Annotated in this window: 13 protein-coding genes and 1 pseudogene; 10 read left to right on the top strand and 4 right to left on the bottom strand. The window is 35.1% G+C overall.

Translation table 11 applies throughout. The features are described 5' to 3' along the window. Nucleotides 1-76 precede the first annotated feature (76 nt). A complete protein-coding gene (locus FNJ88_RS10500; protein ID WP_143853072.1) occupies nt 77-940 on the top strand; it encodes a glycoside hydrolase family 25 protein in 864 nt (287 codons plus the stop codon). A 48-nt stretch (nt 941-988) separates the two neighbouring features. Here FNJ88_RS10500 and FNJ88_RS10505 read toward each other — a convergent pair whose 3' ends face one another. Next, a complete protein-coding gene (locus FNJ88_RS10505) occupies nt 989-2,164 on the bottom strand; it encodes a thioredoxin fold domain-containing protein (protein ID WP_143853073.1) in 1,176 nt (391 codons plus the stop codon). Between the two features lie 65 nt (nt 2,165-2,229). Further along, nucleotides 2,230-3,048: a carboxypeptidase-like regulatory domain-containing protein gene (locus tag FNJ88_RS10510; protein ID WP_143853074.1), complete on the bottom strand. Its 819-nt coding sequence runs from the start codon at nt 3,046-3,048 to the stop codon at nt 2,230-2,232. A gap of 321 nt (nt 3,049-3,369) precedes the next feature. Between FNJ88_RS10510 and FNJ88_RS10515 the strand changes: the two genes are divergently transcribed. The 8 genes from FNJ88_RS10515 (at nt 3,370) to rpoN (ending at nt 15,200) form a co-directional block, all read left to right on the top strand. After that, nucleotides 3,370-5,247, top strand: a complete 1,878-nt coding sequence (locus FNJ88_RS10515) for an ABC-F family ATP-binding cassette domain-containing protein (RefSeq protein ID WP_143853075.1) — start codon at nt 3,370-3,372, stop codon at nt 5,245-5,247. Between the two features lie 261 nt (nt 5,248-5,508). Beyond that, a complete protein-coding gene (locus tag FNJ88_RS10520; RefSeq protein WP_185145813.1) occupies nt 5,509-6,885 on the top strand; it encodes an APC family permease in 1,377 nt (458 codons plus the stop codon). A 153-nt stretch (nt 6,886-7,038) separates the two neighbouring features. Beyond that, nucleotides 7,039-9,258, top strand: a complete 2,220-nt coding sequence (locus FNJ88_RS10525) for a TonB-dependent siderophore receptor (RefSeq protein WP_143853077.1) — start codon at nt 7,039-7,041, stop codon at nt 9,256-9,258. Nucleotides 9,259-9,361: 103 nt separating this feature from the next. Then, a complete protein-coding gene (locus FNJ88_RS10530) occupies nt 9,362-9,880 on the top strand; it encodes a hypothetical protein (protein ID WP_143853078.1) in 519 nt (172 codons plus the stop codon). 455 nt (nt 9,881-10,335) lie between these two features. Then, complete coding sequence (locus FNJ88_RS10535) at nt 10,336-11,037, top strand: 30S ribosomal protein S16 (RefSeq protein WP_143853079.1); 702 nt, start codon at nt 10,336-10,338, stop codon at nt 11,035-11,037. Between the two features lie 76 nt (nt 11,038-11,113). Next, the gene (rimM, locus tag FNJ88_RS10540; protein ID WP_143853080.1) at nt 11,114-11,656 is read left to right on the top strand and encodes a ribosome maturation factor RimM; all 543 of its coding nucleotides are present in this window, start codon (nt 11,114-11,116) and stop codon (nt 11,654-11,656) included. Nucleotides 11,657-12,204: 548 nt separating this feature from the next. Next, on the top strand, nt 12,205-13,650 hold the full coding sequence (gene asnS / locus FNJ88_RS10545) for an asparagine--tRNA ligase (RefSeq protein WP_143853081.1): 1,446 nt from the start codon (nt 12,205-12,207) through the stop codon (nt 13,648-13,650). 71 nt (nt 13,651-13,721) lie between these two features. Beyond that, nucleotides 13,722-15,200, top strand: coding sequence for an RNA polymerase factor sigma-54 (gene rpoN, locus FNJ88_RS10550; protein WP_143853082.1), 1,479 nt, complete (start codon nt 13,722-13,724; stop codon nt 15,198-15,200). Between the two features lie 39 nt (nt 15,201-15,239). Here rpoN and FNJ88_RS10555 read toward each other — a convergent pair whose 3' ends face one another. After that, a complete protein-coding gene (locus FNJ88_RS10555) occupies nt 15,240-15,911 on the bottom strand; it encodes a beta-carotene 15,15'-monooxygenase (protein WP_143853083.1) in 672 nt (223 codons plus the stop codon). Further along, the gene (locus FNJ88_RS10560) at nt 15,904-16,398 is read right to left on the bottom strand and encodes an RNA polymerase sigma factor (protein WP_143853084.1); all 495 of its coding nucleotides are present in this window, start codon (nt 16,396-16,398) and stop codon (nt 15,904-15,906) included. The genes FNJ88_RS10555 and FNJ88_RS10560 overlap by 8 nt, the downstream gene beginning before the upstream one ends. 125 nt (nt 16,399-16,523) lie before the next feature. Here FNJ88_RS10560 and lptB point away from each other — a divergent pair. Beyond that, nucleotides 16,524-17,249 (top strand): annotated as a pseudogene (gene lptB / locus FNJ88_RS10565) (LPS export ABC transporter ATP-binding protein); the annotation flags it as partial. Between the last annotated feature and the right edge of the window lie 12 nt (nt 17,250-17,261).

Raw genomic sequence — 17,261 nt, forward strand, 5'->3', positions numbered from 1 at the left:
AAGCCAATATTGAAATGAAAATATTTTTAACTATAAATTAACGCTTTCATATTTAAATTGATATTTTTGCAGCTTCATGGCCAGGAAAACAATTAAAAGAAAAACCAAAAGAAAAATTCATAAAAAGCGCAAAAGGCATTTTCTTCTGCGTCGTGAAATATTGCTGTTCTTTCTCGTCGTTGCATTGCTTGGAACTGGTTTTTATTTAAAGCAGAAAGTTTCGTTTTACTACGCCATGTATTTCAATAAATTCGAACATAAAAGGCTTTCGAATTCGGAAAAGGAAGAAAATAGAATCAATCGCATCATTGGTGATTATGCCGATAAAACCTTTGGGATGGATATTTCTCATTATCAAAGGAAAGAAGATATTGCCTGGGATAGTTTAAGCATAGGAAATCGATCTATTCCACTTAAATTTGTGGTTCTTCGGGCAACTATGGGAAACCGAACTGCTGATAAGCATTTTGACGATTTCTGGAAACTCTCAAAAAAGCATGAGCTTATTCGTGGTGCGTATCATTTTTACAGAGCAGATGAAGATCCCGTAATGCAGGCTAATAATTTTCTGTCAAATGTAAAATTAGAATCTGGAGATTTGCCACCGATTTTAGATATTGAAAAAATCCCCAAACGAAAATCGACTAAAAAATTAATTGAAGATTTAAAGATCTGGTGCCGAATTGTTGAGGAAGCATACGGCGTAAAACCGATTATTTATACCTATTATCATTACCACAAGGATTTTCTAAAAGGCGAGTTTGATGACTATCCACTTTGGTTAGCGAACTATAATGATGTTCCGCAACCTACAGCAGATAATGAATGGGAAATCTGGCAATTCACTGAAAATGGAATTGTTTATGGAATTAATACCAAAGTCGATTTGAACGTTTTCAATGGAAATATGTGGTCGCTGAAAAGACTGACTTTGGATTAACAAAAAAAGGATGCCCGCGAGCATCCTTTATAAATTATATAAAATGAATTATTTGATTTTATCCAATATAGCCTGAGTTTCGCCATATTCCTGACTTTCTTTCTTAGCCAACTCAATTGCCTTTGTCGCCCAAGTTTTAGCATTTACCTTATCTCCCATTTTGAAATAAAGATTTGCTACGGTGTCCGTATTTGCATATCCTTCTTGTAATTTAACAGACTGTTTTGCCCAAAGTAAAGCATGGTCTAAAGCTACTTTGTCAGTTGCGTTTTCAAAGAAGTTCCAGGCAATAGAATTAAGCTCATTTGAACTAAAATCAGAAGATGTACCGTCTTTGTAGTATTCGATCGCCAACTTTTGATATCCAGCCGAATCTTTATTCATAGTAGCAACTCTCATTTTTGTTTTCAATAATAAGGGTTTTACCTCTTCTTCAGACATAGTTTTTCGAGCTTCTGCAACATATTTCTTTTCATCAAAAACTTTCGTTGTCTTGTCATAAGAAGTATTGAAGAGAGAATTCAATTTGAAGTTATTAAGCGTTTTATTATAATTTTCCTCTGGCATTACCTTTAATAATTCCTCTTTACGAGAAATAAATTGCGGATAAAGAGGAGAATTAGAATCTTTCGTTAAAGAAAAAAGATAAGAGAAATCTTCTTGATCCATCGGCTCTTTCTTTTGATTAAAATAAATCGCAGCTGCTTTCGTCGCTAAATCCGGATCTGCAAAAGCATAAACTTTAATAAAGCTTTTCAAAAATTCTGGATTTTTATCACCAGCTTCAAATCTCTTTTTAAGAGCTCCCATCTGTTTTGCAGGATCTATCGCGTCTTTACCAACGTTAATAAATTCTGGAGCGTCATAATAAGAAGTAACACGATGGATCAATTCCCCATCTCCGTTGATGAAAAGATAAGTTGGATAAGCTCTTACGTTGTATTTCTTTGCAATTTCGATTCCTTCCCCTTTTTCCATATCAATTTTCGAATTGACGAAATTGGCATTGTAGAAATTCCCAACTGTTTCCTGTGGAAAAACGTTTTTCGCCATCTGTTTACATGGTCCACACCATGTAGTATAAGCGTCTAGGAAAAGTAATTTATTTTCTTTCTTAGCAGTGGCCAGGAGCTCTTTGAAGGATTTGTTTTCCTCAAATTTCATTCCCTGTCCAAAGGTGATGATGCTGAACAACACCAATAAGATTAATGATATTTTTTTCATTTTTTTAAAATTTATTAAGATGCTAAAATAATGTATTCTGTTTAAAAGAGGATTGAAACCGATATTTATTTTTGAACTTTTACGTCGAGATTAATTGCGGGACTTACCATAGGAACGTTTTTCCATTCTCCCAAATAATTTCTGTAGATGGTTTTATTTCCCATCAATGCGCCACTCATATAGAATCGTCCGTTAAAATTACTCAAAAGCTGAATCCCGACATAGAAATTATCTTTCATCCAAATGTTATTTTTTGAAACATTAAAACTATAAGTGTTGTCTATAATTTTATCTGAAGTAATTTCATCGTGTAGATCTTCGCTAAGAATCGGATTTAGATTTTTATCATAGATCGTAAACCTGATAAAAACGGGTTTGTCGCTTTCAAAACTTGAAATATTAATGTTGATCTTTTCGATTTTAGTCTTTTTATTCGTCTTAAAAAGCATTGCAATTTCTTTTGACCGGTCTTCACTTTCTTTTGAAGGATTATGGCCGATCTGTATTTTTTTAGTTTTCGTATTGATGCCCCAATTCTTTTTTACAAATTTTCCAGGAATAATTTTGACTTCCTCAATATTGCTCACTTTCTGTGTCAAGAGAATTTTATGTGAAGTTTGTTTTAGAAACTGCGCTACAGGAATGGTGTATTTTTCAAAACCACCCACTTCAATTTTTAAATTTGTTTTCGGATTAACGTTTGTTAAATCGATTTTAAAATTTCCGTTTTCATCAGCGATCGTTCCGGTGTTTTGATTACCTATTCCTATTTTGGCGTAGGGAACTGGTTGGTTTTCTTCTTTGGATAAAATGGTTCCTGAAATTGCTTGCGCATTCATTAAAAATCCAAGAAATAGAATAAAAAGTAAAGATGCTTTTTTCATATATTATTTTTCAGCAAATATTAGAAAATTATTGATAAAAGTATCCTAACGAATTGTTAAACAAAATCGAGTGAGAGTTATATTTTTCTTAATAGCGTAAAGTTAATTTTAAGCGAAGATCTACGCCCCGACCTGAACGGAACTCTTTTTTATTTTTAGAGAATTTGGTTTGGTGATGCCGGAAAATAAAAAAAGTGGGAGTCCTTCGACAAGCTCAGGATAAATTCAAGCGGGAAAAGGCGCCCAAAAAATACAAGAATATATACCCGTTTAATTTCCGTACTTTTGCACCTTTCAAAAATCATATAGTCCAAATCTACAATGAATTACATTTCAGCCGAAAATCTAACGAAATCTTACGGGGTAAAAACGCTTTTCAGAGACATTACTTTCCACATTAATGAAGGTGATAAAATTGCCATTGTTGCAAAAAACGGTTCTGGTAAATCGACTTTGCTCAAAATTTTAATGGGTAACGAAATTGCAGATTCTGGGACAGTCGTTATTAATAAAGATATTCAGGTTGTTTTATTTGATCAGGAAATTGATTTTGAAGGCGAGCTGAATGTTGAAGAGTTTATGATGACTTTGGATTCTGCACCGATTATGGCTTTGAAAAATTACCATCACGCGCTGATTTCTGAAAATCCAGACGATATGGATAAAGCGCTGAATGAAATGGAAATTCACGAAGCTTGGGATTTGGAAAATGAGATGAGTCAGATTTTGAGTCAGTTGAAAATTACGGACTTGACTTCGAAAATGAAAACCCTTTCCGGTGGTCAGATTAAAAGAGTTGCCTTGGCAAAACTTTTGGTAGAAACGCGTGCACAACACCGTCATACGTTATTGATTATGGATGAGCCAACCAACCACTTGGATGTTGATATGGTGGAATGGCTGGAGAATTATTTATCAAAAGCAATGGTTACTTTGCTTCTGGTAACTCACGACAGGTATTTCCTGGACGCTGTTTGTGATATTATTTGGGAAATTGAAGATTTCAATATGTATGTCCACAACGGAAGTTATGGAACTTATTTGGAGAACAAAATTATCCGCGAAGACAATATGAACTCTACGATTGATAAAGCGCAAAACCTTTACCGCAAGGAATTGGAGTGGATGCGTCGTCAACCGAAAGCGCGTACCACGAAGTCTAAATCAAGACAAGATGATTTTTACGAAACGGAAAAAATTGCAAAAACAGACACTAGAAAAGAGAAGTTAGAATTGGATTTTGAGATGAAACGTCTGGGATCAAAAATCTTGGAATTGCATGATATTAATAAAAGCTACGGTGATAATTTATTATTAAAAGATTTTTCTTACCAATTTCAACGTGGTGAAAAAGTAGGAATTGTTGGAAAAAATGGTGCCGGAAAATCGACGCTTTTGAATATTATTCAAGGTTTAGAGCCTTATGATTCTGGTTCTATTGAAACAGGAGAAACCATTAAATTCGGTTACTTCGCCCAAAAAGGATTAAAGTATAAAGAAGATCAGCGAGTGATTGACTTTATTAAAGATATTTCAGAAAATTTCCCTTTGGCAAACGGAAGAACGATTTCTGCCTCGCAGTTTTTGCGTCTCTTCTTATTTGACGATCAAACGCAATATGCACCGATTTCGAAACTTTCGGGTGGTGAAAAAAGGAGATTACACCTGATGCATGTGTTGTATCAAAATCCTAATTTCCTAATCTTTGATGAGCCAACTAATGATTTGGATTTACCAACGTTGACGGTTTTAGAGAATTTTTTGTTGCAATTTCAGGGAAGTTTGATTATCGTTTCTCACGATAGATACTTCATGGATCGAATTGTTGATCATATTTTAGCTTTTGAAGGAAATGGCATTATTAAAGACTTTGTTGGGACATTCTCGGAATACCGTGATAAGAAAGCACAGGATCAAAATAAAAAGGTAGCTGCACCTGTTGTAGAATCTCCCAAGAAAGTGGAAGCACCTAAATCGTCTGAGACTATTGCTGTTAAAAAATTATCTTTTAAAGAGCAACAGGAATTAAAAGATATCGACAGGGAAATGCCAAAGTTGGAAAAACAGCGTACAGAAATTTTAGCAAAGCTCAATAATGAAACTGATTACGGTAAAATAGCTGAATTCTCTAAAAGTTTAGAAGATATTTCAGATAAACTTCAGGAATTAGAAATGCGTTGGTTGGAACTTCAGGATTAATTGCAAAAATTGATTTACGGAAGATTTATATATCACAAGACGGGCTTTTGCTCGTTTTTTTTTTTTTTTTTTCTTATTGCAATCTCCGAATTCATTAATTTCTATTTTTTCAGTTATTTAAGTGCCTTGAAGCAATATATAGGGAGAGACACTATGTTTTAAGCAAAATCGTAATAAGATTTTATGAATTTTATCCCATTAGGTTGTTTTTATTTAATTTTTAAAAACCTTTTGCTTTCTTTGTATCAAAAATTTTTAAAGATGAGTACCGACCAGAAATTAGAAGCTAAATACGGACTTTTTACCGCCGTTTCCATGGTTATAGGGCAAGTGATAGGTTCTGGCATTTTCTTTAAGGTGGATGATGTATTATTAGCGACGCAGGGAAATACTTTAGCCGGACTTTTAGGATTTTTAATTGTTGGTATAAGTGTGGTATTTGCAGGCATTTCGATGGCGAATTATGCTGAAATACTACCTCAGGGCGGCGGGATTCTCAATTATGTGAATTATAGATTCGGAGCCACCGCAAGTTATTTTGTAGGCTGGATGTATATGAGTTTGTTCTATCCCGCGCTTACGGCTGTTCTTTTTACGGTTTCGGGAATTTACATTGCACACTTACTGGCAGAGTTCATGAATTTCGAACCGACGAATATACATTTTGTACTTATTGGTTTTGTTAATTTAGGCATCTTTTTCTTTATTAATATCTTTCGACCAAAGAGTAGTGGGATTTTTCAACAGATGACAACCGTTTTGAAAGTTTTACCTCTTATTTTTATCGCATCGCTTGGAATTTTGAGTCTTGTCAAAGGCAATGTAAGTGAAGTGAATACTTTTACACAAATAGGAACTGGCGTGCAAAATCAGTCTTTTATCTTATTGGTTGCAGCGAGTTTTATTCCGATTTCGTTTGCTTTTGACGGTTGGTATATTGCCACCCAGATTTCAGGTGAGATTAAAAATTCCAGTAAAAACCTGCCGAAAGCTTTAATTATAGGAACAATTTCCGTGATGGTCATTTATATTGCTTACTATTTAGGAATCGTTTTTCGAATGAGTGGCGAAGAAATTATTCAGTTAAAAGATACTTATATCACGGAATTTGCGAGAAAAATAGCTTCTAATTCAGGTGCGTTGATCATGCAGCTCTTTATTATTATTTCCGTTTTAGGAACTTCAAATGGATTGTTATTAGCCACTATTCGGGTGCCGTACCAGTTTTCTGACTTAGAAAAATCCAAGAAATTCCTGAACTTAGATAAAGTGAATGAAAATACTAAAATGCCTGTCAATAGTGCGATTTTTGGTGCATCTTTAATTGTTTTTTATCTCGCTGTTTACTATATCAGTAATACAAACGCGTTTTTTTTAGAGAAAAATTTTGACCTTTCTGCGATTCCCATCATTTTTATTTATTTGGTAAATGGTGCTTTATTCGTAGGATTGTTTCGGTTATTTAAAAAGAAGGTCTTTAGTAGAAATTTATTTTTCAAAAAAGTAATGGCTGTTATTGCTGTGCTGGGAATCGGGGTTGTGCTTGCAGGTACTTTTAGTGCACCTAATGGAATGTTGTATTTTGTAGTTAATATCCTCTTTTTTCTTACCGGATTTCTTCTGATAAAGAAAGCATGATAAATGTCATTTCCGTTAAATTATACTCATTTTCAGTGATTTATAGATCAATCTTCGATTCTATTTAGAATAATTAAAGATAAGCTTGCATAAGAGTAGATGCTTTTCTATTTTTGCATCGTTATTTTAATTCAGTCTAAATAAAAACGTTCTATGAAAAAACAGTTAATTTCACTCGGAGCCTTGATTATTGTATCCTCTGTAAGTGCACAGATGCAATTTAAGCCGCAAAGTGATACCATTAGAATTCAGCAAATCGAAGATATTAACCTGCACAAAACAGGGAATCCTAATAAAGCAAAACCGATGTCGTCTAAGTCAAATTTGACGATCATGGAAAATCCACAACCGGTTGCTATTGTTACCCATGAAATTATTGAGCAACAACAGTCAAAACAGTTGAGTGATGTTCTTCAAAATGTAAACGGACTATATATTACTTCTTCCAGAGGAAATTCTCAAGACAGTTTTGGTGGGAGAGGTTTTAATTTTGGAAACGATAATATCTTCAAGAATGGAGCAAGAGTAAATAGCGGTGTTTTCCCCGAGGTTTCTGGTCTGGAAAGAGTAGAGGTCTTAAAAGGTGGAAATGCGATGCTTTACGGAAATGTTGCAGCGGGTGGTGTTGTAAATTTAATTACGAAGAAACCAAGGTTTGATTTTGGTGGAAGTGTTGGACTAAGCGGTGGAAGCTGGAATAATTACAAATCGACCGTCGACTTTTACGGACCGTTGTCTAAATCTGTAGCTTTCCGCGTAAACGGAGCTTATGAAACTGCTGACAGCTTTCGAGATGTAGTTGAATCTCAAAAATATTATTTCAATCCATCCTTTTTATTTAATATCGGAGAAAATTCACAGTTAATCGTAGAAGCAGATTATTTAAAGAATGACTTTACACCCGATTTCGGAATTGGATCAATTACCAATAAAGATGGGTCTTACTCTATGAATAACTTGTTATCAAGAAAAGATTTTGTAGGTGCAGACTGGCAATTTCAAAATGTAGAACAGGCTACGACTGGAATTACTTTTAACCATCAGTTTAGTGATGTCTGGACTTTAAATGCCGTAGCTTCTTATCAGAATTATACCAAGGATTATTTTTCTTCAGAGAGAGTACAATGGGGTTATGCAACCCCTGCAGCAACTCGTTTATCTTGGAAAAGACCTATTAACAGAACCTATGCTGAGCAAAATTACACTTCATTGCAGGTTAATTTGAATGGTGAATTTAAAACTGGAAGCGTTAATCATAAAGTTTTAGTTGGAACAGATGGTGATTATGGAACCAATGATTCTTACGCCTACAATCTTTCTCAAACTCAATATGGAACTAATGGCAGCACCAACGGAACAATCTATTTAGATGATCCTTCAACGTGGGCTTCAGGAGCAATGCCAGATGCTGTTAGAAAAGATAGAAACAGAATTCCAACCCAAAGATTTGGAGTTTATGCACAGGATTATATTGAACTTTCAGATAAATTTAAAGTTTTGGCCGGTTTAAGATGGTCTTATATTGAGAATAAGGATTCAGAAAAAACAACTTTCGCAAACAACGAAACTGCATATTCTGATGGTACGGTTGACAGAGCTTTTTCTCCAAAAGCAGGTTTGGTCTATATGCCGAATGATAATTTATCTCTTTTCGCAACCTACACCAACTCATTCTCGGCAAATACAGGCGAAGATGCAGTAACTGGTTTGGCTTTAAAACCTTCTTTAATCGATCAGTTTGAAGTGGGAATGAAACATAATTTCTGGAATAATGCAGTAGCACTGAATTTATCAGTATATCAAATTGAAAACAGAAACTTTTATCAAACGGCTGAAATGAAAGATGGTCTTCCAAACAGTAATTCTATTTATAAAGAGTTCGCTGGAAAAATGAGAAGCAGAGGTGTTGAATTAGACATCACCGGAAATCCTTATCCGAACCTGTCGATCATCGCCGGAGCGTCTTATAACCATTCTGTTTATTTAGATACGCCCGCAGATTTTGGATATGTTGAGAATCAAAGGTTAGTAAGAACTCCTGCAACCACTGCGAATGCTTCAGTTTTTTATACTTTCACCAATTACGTAAAAGGTCTTAGATTAGGAGCAAGTGCCTACTATGTTGGAGATCGAATCGCAGGTTGGAACGATACTAAAAAAACGTTAGTAGATAGAAATGGTGTTTCACGATTTTTAGAGGTTGGCGACTACGTTACGGCAGCAGTTTCTGTAGGATATGACTGGAATAAATTCTCTGTTATGGGGAAAGTGGGGAACTTATTCGACACGGTAGATTATAACTATCACGAAAATTATTCAGTAAACCCAATTACTCCGAGAAATTTCTATTTGACCTTAACGTACAAATTATAATAAAATACTTTTTTCATATCAATTTAATTCATAGTAACAGCAGTGGGAATTTCGGTTTCCACTTCTGTTATTTTCAGATAAAAAAACAAAAAAACAGAAAATTATGGCAAAAATTAAAGACACCAAGACGTTCATGCGAATAACGCACCGTTATTTAGGATATTTCGCAGCGGGAATAATGGTGGTTTATTCATTGAGTGGAGTATTATTGATTTACCGTGATACCAATTTCCTGAAAAAAGAAAATAAAACAGAAATCGTATTGAAACCCAATATGACGGAAAAGGAACTGGCGAAAGAAATCAAAATGAAAAATGTTGAGTTCGAACCTGGGGAAAGTGCTTTAAAAACTTTTAAGCAGGGAACTTACAATTCACAAACGGGTGAAGCGAAATACAGCAAAATGCAGTTGCCATTTGTTTTGGAAAAATTTAATCAATTACATAAATCAACATCAACTCATCGATATGCGTCGTTGAATACGGTTTTTGGTCTGGTGTTATTTTTCTTTGTTATCTCCTCTTTCTGGATGTTCAATTTCAAATCTAAAGCTTTTCGCCGGGGGATGATTTACGCCGGAATTGGTTTTGTGCTGGCTTTGATTATGGTGTTCTTTCAGTAGTTTTTGCAGCTGCAGAATTTTTTAACCACAAAGGCACAAAGTTTTTTAAGGGGACAAATGAATCTGATAAGTTTTAGTTTAATGCAAAGTTCATCAAGGATTGCAGATATTAATTTTCAAATGGAATTTTAAGTGAACTTACTAACTTCATTAAACCTTAATGCTGAGTTTTTTCCATTTAAAATCTTTAATTTTAAATCTAAAATTGTTTGATAGCAGAATCTCTAGCCCTGATTGAACGGCATGTTTGAGCTCTCCCAAGCGAAGGAAGAAGCGCAGGAGGGAAGCGAGTAGTGAAAGCAGGTTCCTGGCTCCTAAAAAATAAATATTCGGTTGTAAATATTCACGTAATGAGATTGTTGGATTAATAATTTTGATTATCTTTGCACCCTTATAAATAACCGGGACGAGTTCCCATAATTAATCGGGACGAGTTCCCACAAATTCAAACATTTATGTCAGTAAAAATTAGATTACAAAGACACGGTAAAAAAGGAAAACCTTTCTACCACATCGTAGTTGCCGATGCAAGAGCAAGTAGAGATGGAAAATTCATCGAAAAAATCGGTACTTACAATCCAATTACTAACCCAGCAGTTATTGAACTTAACGTAGATTCTGCAGTAAAATGGTTAGAAAATGGAGCGCAGCCAACTGATACCGCTCGTGCTATTCTTTCTTACAAAGGAGTTCTTTACAAAAGACACTTACAAGGTGGAGTTGCAAAAGGTGCTTTTGATCAAGAAGCAGCTGACAGCAAATTTGCAGCTTGGTTAGAAGGAAAAGACAAACAGGTTCTTGGTAAAAAAGACGGTTTGGCAAAATCTAAAGACGATGCTAAAAAAGCAGCTTTAGAAGCTGAAGCAAAAGTAAACCAAGGTAGATTAGATGCTGCACAGAAATTGGTTGACGATGCAAAAGCTGAAGCTGATGCTAAATTAGCAGAAGAAAAAGCGGCAGAAGATGCTAAAGTTGCAGAAGCAAAAGCAGCTGAAGAAGCAGCTAATGCACCTGCAGAAGATAAATCTGTTGTAGAAAACGTAGCAGAAACTTTAGGTGGAGCAGCAGCTGCAGTTGAAGGTGCTGTTGATTCTGTAAAAGAAACAGTAGCAAACGTTACTGAGAAATTAACAGGAACTGACGAAGCTAAAGCTTAATAAATTTCTTATTTAAGAATTATGAAGGCGTCATTTTTGACGCCTTTATTATTTTAAAACTATTTATATTTGCATCATGAAAAAAGAAGATTGCTATTTTTTAGGGAAGATTACCCGCAGACACGGACTGCATGGAAATGTATTCTTGAAACTGGATACTGACCAACCTGAAATGTATTCAAAATTAGACACCGTATTTGTTGATATCAACGGATTATTGGTGCCTTTTTTCATTGCTAAACAAGCTTGGAGCAAAGGTGAAACGCTGATTGTTTCTTTCAAGAATTCAACTGAAGCTTTGGTAGATCAGGTTGTGGGAAAAGATGTTTATCTCCCTTTATCTGGCTTACCCAAACTTACCGGAAACAAGTTTTATTATCACGAAGTCGTAGGTTTCGAAATCCGCGAAGAAGATGGCAAATCTTGTGGAATCATTGAGACGATTAATGACCAAACCGGTCAACACTATTTCGTGCTTAATCTAGGCGGTAAACAAATCGTTATTCCTATCATCAGAGATTGGATTCTTGAATTGAATCGCGAAGAAAAATTCTTGAAAATGTCCTTACCCGAAGGTTTGATGGATGTGTTCTTGGTTCCTTCAAAGAAAGACGAGTAAATTTTTTTATTTTTTAGGGCGATAATTTCAGGTTTCAGCTAAGCCTTATACACTCCACGGATTACTCTTAGAAATTAGGGATACAAAATCAATTGCTCGTTCAAGTTTAGAGGTAATAAAAATTTTAAAAAGAATATGACACTTCTCAATTAATTGAAGCAACCAATAAAGAGAAACTATTAAAAATTACGGTGAGATCCTGGTTTAAATTGAAATTTGATTATTTCGCCAATCCACTCCAAGATTACGATAATTCTACATTATTGATTAAAGTGGAGAATCGAAATATAAAAGAAGCTGATTTACCAGAACTTGCTCAGAAGGAAAGTATTATCTTCGAAAAGATAATAATCCGGTGGAGATTGATAAACCAATTTATTATTCCGCAGAATGAATTCAAACGCTTGTTACGAAGCGTTTTTTTTATGATAATTTCTGCCTAAGAGCAAAATTTACGCCAATTTTTAGTAAGTTTGCATGTACTGATTATAAATACATTGGAAAACTTAAAAGGATTCCGAAATAAATAAAATATTGATTGTTAGCGCATGAGAACGACTATTAAAGAATTACTTGGAGATTATAAAAAACTACTTCATCACGACATTACCATTCAAGGTTGGGTTAGAGCATTTCGTTCGAACCGATTCATTGCTTTGAATGATGGATCAACTATTAATAACTTGCAAATCGTTGTAGATTTCGAAAAATTCGACGAGAATATTTTGAAGCATATCAGCAATTCTGCGTCATTAAAAATTGTAGGCGAAGTAGTCGAAAGTCAAGGTGCGGGACAAAGCATCGAAATCATTGCCAAGAAGATTATTATTCTGGGTGAAAATTTTACTGAAGAGAGAGATAAGACCATTCTACAACCTAAAAAACATTCTTTGGAGGTTTTACGGGAGCAAGCACATTTACGTTTCCGTACCAATTTGTTCAGCGCAGTCTTTAGAGTAAGAAGTTCGGTGAGTTTCGCCATTCACCAGTTCTTTAATCAAAACCAGTTTTTCTACATGAACACGCCAATTATTACGGGTGCAGATGCAGAAGGAGCTGGCGAAATGTTCAGCGTTACCAATTTTGATTTAAATGAAATTCCTCGTAGCGAAGACGGAGCAATTGATTTCAGCCAGGATTTTTTTGGTAAGAAAACAAACCTTACCGTTTCAGGACAGTTAAGTGTAGAAACTGCCATGATGGGATTAGGTAGAGTATATACCTTTGGACCTACTTTCCGCGCAGAGAATTCTAATACCACGCGGCACCTTGCAGAATTCTGGATGGTGGAACCTGAAGTTGCTTTTAATAATTTAGAAGATAATATTGATCTTGCAGAAGATTTCTTGAAATATGTTATCAACTATGTTCTGGAAAATTGTAAAGATGATTTAGAGTTTTTAGATAAGCGATTTGCTGAAGAGCAAAAACAAAAACCAGAGAAAGACAGAGCTTCCGAAGGATTGCTTGAAAAATTACAGAATGTAATTCAGAAAAGATTTAAGAGAGTTTCCTATACGGAAGCAATTGATATTCTAAGAAATTCAAAAGAAAATAAAAAAGGGAAATTCCAATTCCCTATCGAAGAATGGGGTGCTGATCTACAAAGTGAGCATGAACGTTTCTTAGTAGAAAAGCATTTTGAATGTCCTGTTGTCCTTTTTGATTATCCAAAAGAAATCAAAGCGTTCTACATGAAGTTAAATGACGACGGTAAAACAGTTGCCGCAATGGATGTTTTATTCCCTGGAATCGGTGAGATCATCGGAGGTTCTCAGCGGGAAGATCAGCTTGCGGTTCTTCAGGATAAAATGAAAGCGATGAACGTGGACGAAGAAGAACTTTGGTGGTATTTGGATACAAGAAAGTTCGGCTCTGTACCACATGCCGGCTTCGGACTGGGATTGGAAAGACTTGTTCTTTTCGTAACGGGAATGACCAATATCAGGGATGTAATTCCTTTCCCAAGAACACCTCATAATGCGGAATTCTAAAAAAAAATCACTAAGTTTATATTTCTAAGGTCCTATTTTTTAATAAAAAAACTGAGAAATAACATCATAATATGTTAAAACAAAATCTTCAAATGAGACTTGGCCAAAAATTGGCCCCGCAACAAATTCAGCTGATGAAGTTAATTCAACTTCACACGCTAGAATTTGAAGAAGAATTAGAGCGTGAGCTTGAAGAAAATCCAGCATTAGAGAAAGCAACAGAAGAGCCGAAAGAAGAAGATTACTCTTCATTAGATGATAAATATGAAGATGACGGGAACGAAAGTATCGATACCGATTTTGATGTTAATGAATATATTTTCGACGACGAGCCTTCTTATAAAACGAGCGCAAATAATTTTTCTGCCGACGATGAAGATTTTGACAACCAGTCACTTTTGACCGAAGGACAATCATTATACGACTATCTTTTGGAGCAAATTCATTTGGCGAATATTGATGACGACGACTTAAAAATTGCAGAATATATTATAGGTAATCTCGATAATGATGGTTATCTGCGTCGTGAGATCAAACAGTTAGTTGATGATTTAGCTTTTTCCCAAGGTTTGATGACGACTACCGAACGGGTAACAGAGATTCTGGAAAATTATGTTCAGAAATTAGATCCAGCTGGAGTGGGAGCTCGTGGATTGCAGGAATGTCTGCTTTTGCAGATTGAAAAAAAGGTTAGTGCTGATAAAGCAGTGACGTTGGCAGCAAGTATTCTGCGTAATCAATTTGATGCTTTAACGAACAAACATTACAACAAGATCATCCAGAAATATGATATTGAAGAAGATGATTTAAAAGATGCTTTGGAAGTGATTTCTAAACTTTCACCAAAAGTTGGGGGGAATTATGATACCCAAACTATCACCATTAATAACGAAATTATCCCTGACTTTTTAATTCAGGTTAAAGATAACGGACCAAAAGGTGTAGACGTTATTCCGTCGCTAAACAGTAAAAATGCGCCATCTCTAAGGGTGTCCGATGAGTATAAGAATATTTTAACGACTTATTCGCACGACAAGAAATCTGCAGAGCATAAGCAGGCAGCCCTATTTATCAAGCAAAAACTGGATGCAGCGAAATGGTATATAGATGCAATCAATCAGCGCCAAAACACTTTATTACAGACTATTACCGCTATTGTTCAGCTGCAGAAAGAATATTTTATTACTGCAGATGATAAATCATTGAAGCCAATGATTTTGAAAGATGTCGCAGATATTACTGGTTTTGATATCTCAACAATTTCCCGGGTAGTGAAAAGCAAATATGCTGATACTCCGAACGGAATTGTCTATCTGAAAAGCTTGTTCTCTGATTCATTGACCAATGACGATGGTGAAGAAGTTTCTACTAAAGAGATTAAAACTCATTTACTAGATGTGATTAGTAATGAGAATAAGAGAAAACCTCACACCGATGATGCTTTAGTAAAATTATTAAAAGAAAAAGGATACAATATTGCCCGAAGAACAATTGCGAAATATCGCGAGCAACTGAATATTCCAGTGGCACGTTTACGTAAAGAGTTATAAACAGCAATATTAACTTATAAAAGGAGAGGGGAATTTTAATTAATTTCCCTCTTCTATATTTTGTAGCTGACGTAAATTTTTACCCAGTCTTTTCAAAATAAATCCGTAAACGATTCTGTAGTAAACCCAAATTAATCCTACACTTACAAGCATTAAGACTGATATTGCAATCAGAAAACTTACGAAAGTGGGGTTGTTAAGTTGAATGTCTTCACTGGATAAAAAGGAGAATATAAATATGCCTAAGACTAAAGTAAATAGAATTACAAGCAATATGTTGGTCAAAATAAAGAGTTGAACTGTTTTTTTGAACCGGATGATTTGTAATATTAATTTTTTCAGGTTTGCTTCAATGTTTATTTTTCGGTAGTTCTGATAGAACAAGATAACAAACACTGCTGTAAGTGCAAGACTCACGATTTTCAAAACAAGATATAATTGTGTGAGTGTATTTTCAAACGCGACCGAGTCTTGAATACCAAATTTCTTCAACATATTAACCAAACCATTGGTTTCTTCACCGCAGAAAGTGTAGTAAAGATTGGCCCCGAAAATGATGATAAACTCTACGATACTTATCCAGAGAATATACTTTACGTAATTACGTGAGGATTTATTCAGCATCGATTCGATATCGCTGCTGTCGTATTTTGGCTGCGCAGGTTGCTCTTGCCAGGTTGTTTTAAAATTGTCTAAATCGAATTCAGGCATGTTTTTCCATTAAGTCTTTTAATGTTTTCTTCAATCTATTCATTTTTACCCTAGCGTTTACTTCGGTAATTCCTAAGTTTCCGGCAATATCCCGATAGGGTAGATCATCAAGATACATGGTTACAATCGCACGCTCTACATTAGGAAGCATTTTAATCACTTTGTAAAGGACCGCAACATGTTGTTGTTTCTCATCATCATCTTCTACATAATCTCCATGGTGAAAGTCCATGAGTTCGTCTGTTTGAGGTGATTTCGTCTTTTTACGGAATAAGGTAATTGCTGTATTTAAAGCGACACGATACATCCATGTTGAAATTTTAGATTGACCTTTGAATGAGTCGTAGGAACGCCAGAGTTGTAACACGATTTCCTGAAAAAGATCTTCCTCATCTTCTAAAGTATTGGTGTAAAGCCGAGAAACCTTGATAATCAGACCTTGATTATCTTTAATTAATTTCGCAAACTCTTTCTCTTTGACACTCAAAATCTTAAGATTTTTAAAGAGCGAAGATAATTTTTTTAAATGGGAAATGAAACTATAGTGGTATATTTTACAGTTGTATTCTTCTCATTTCCTTAATCTTTCACCTAATTTATTATATTTGTGCTATGATTCTACGTGGAGAAAATTTAATTAAAGAATACGGTCAGAAAAAAGTGGTCAAAGGCGTTTCTGTTGAAGTTGCACAAGGCGAAATCGTGGGGCTTTTAGGACCAAATGGAGCAGGAAAGACGACTAGTTTTTATATGATTGTAGGTTTGGTAAAACCCACATCGGGTAAAATTTTCTTAGATAATCAGGAAATTACCAGTGACGCGATGTACCGTCGCGCGCAGAAAGGAATTGGCTATTTGGCGCAAGAAGCTTCTGTATTCAGAAAACTATCTGTAGAAGATAATATTTTGGGGGTTTTACAATTAACCAAACTTTCTAAAAGAGAACAGCAAATGAAATGCGACGAACTGATTGAAGAATTTTCTTTGCAGCATGTTCGTAAAAACCGTGGAGATTTACTTTCTGGTGGCGAAAGAAGAAGAACCGAAATCGCAAGATGCTTGGCTACTAGTCCTAACTTTATTTTACTTGATGAACCTTTTGCGGGGGTTGATCCAATTGCAGTAGAAGATATACAGAAAATTGTAAGAAGTTTAGTTGATAAAAATATTGGGATACTGATTACGGATCACAATGTTCAGCAGACCTTAGCAATTACGGATAAGACCTATATAATGTTTGAAGGGAGAATTTTGAAAGAAGGACTTCCACATGACTTAGCCAATGATCCACAAGTTCGTGAAGCATACCTTGGTGAGAATTTTGTTTACCAGGATATTTTGAGTAAACCA

The organism is Chryseobacterium sp. SNU WT5 (genome assembly GCF_007362475.1).
Taxonomy (GTDB): Bacteria; Bacteroidota; Bacteroidia; order Flavobacteriales; family Weeksellaceae; genus Kaistella.